Annotated in this window: 1 protein-coding gene; it reads left to right on the top strand. The window is 72.6% G+C overall.

All coding sequences use genetic code 11. The features are described 5' to 3' along the window. The coding region (locus NS334_RS16795; protein ID WP_153002812.1) for a peptidase dimerization domain-containing protein at nt 1-724 on the top strand (724 nt) is incomplete at its 5' end. Nucleotides 725-839: the final 115 nt, after the last annotated feature.

The following is an 839-nucleotide window of genomic DNA, read 5'->3' as shown; positions in this document are numbered from 1 at the left end:
CCCCGGCACGGTGCTGGCCTCGGCGATCGCCTCGATGGTCGACGCGCGGGGCAGCATCCTGGTGGACGCCCTGCGGCCGCCGCCGATCCCCGAGGGCGTGCGCGCGGCTTTGGCCGACATCCGCGTCGGCGCGGACCCGACCGCGCCCACGATCGATTCCGACTGGGGCGAGCCTGGCCTCACCCCGGCCGAGCGGGTCTTCGCCTGGAACACGCTGGCGGTGCTGGCCTTCAAGACCGGCGATCCGGACGGCCCGCTCAACGCCGTGCCGCCCCACGCCAAGGCAACCCTGCAGCTGCGCTTCGTGGTCGGCACCGACTGGCAGAACCTGATCCGGAACGTGCGCGCCCATCTCGACGCGCACGGCTTCCCGATGATCGAGGTCAGGCCGGCCCGCGCCGCCGAGGTGTTCCAGGCGACGCGGCTGCCGGTGGAGGATCCCTGGGTGGAATGGGCGCTCCAGTCGATCGAGGCGAGCTCCGGCAAGAAGCCGGCGCTGCTGCCCAATCTCGGCGGCTCGCTGCCGAACGACGCCTTCTCGGAGATCCTGGGCCTGCCGACCCTCTGGGTGCCGCATTCCTACCCGGCCTGCCGCCAGCACGGGCCCGACGAGCACATGCTCGCCTCCGGCACCCGCGAGGGTCTGGCGATCATGGCCGGGCTGTTCTGGGATCTCGGGCAGGATGGCCCGGACATCCTCCGCCGCCGCGAAGCGAGGGCCTGACACGATGAGCGAGCCGGTCGTCCGCATCCGCGATCTGACGATCGCGCTCCCCAAGGGCGCCGACCGCCCGCACGCGGTCGAGGGCCTGAACCTCGACCTCGAGGCCGGGAAGATC

The organism is Sphingomonas endophytica (assembly GCF_001476895.1).
GTDB lineage: Bacteria > Pseudomonadota > Alphaproteobacteria > Sphingomonadales > Sphingomonadaceae > Sphingomonas > Sphingomonas endophytica_A.
The sequence above is the reverse complement of the archived record's forward strand: the minus strand, read 5'-3'. Positions and strand labels throughout refer to the sequence as shown.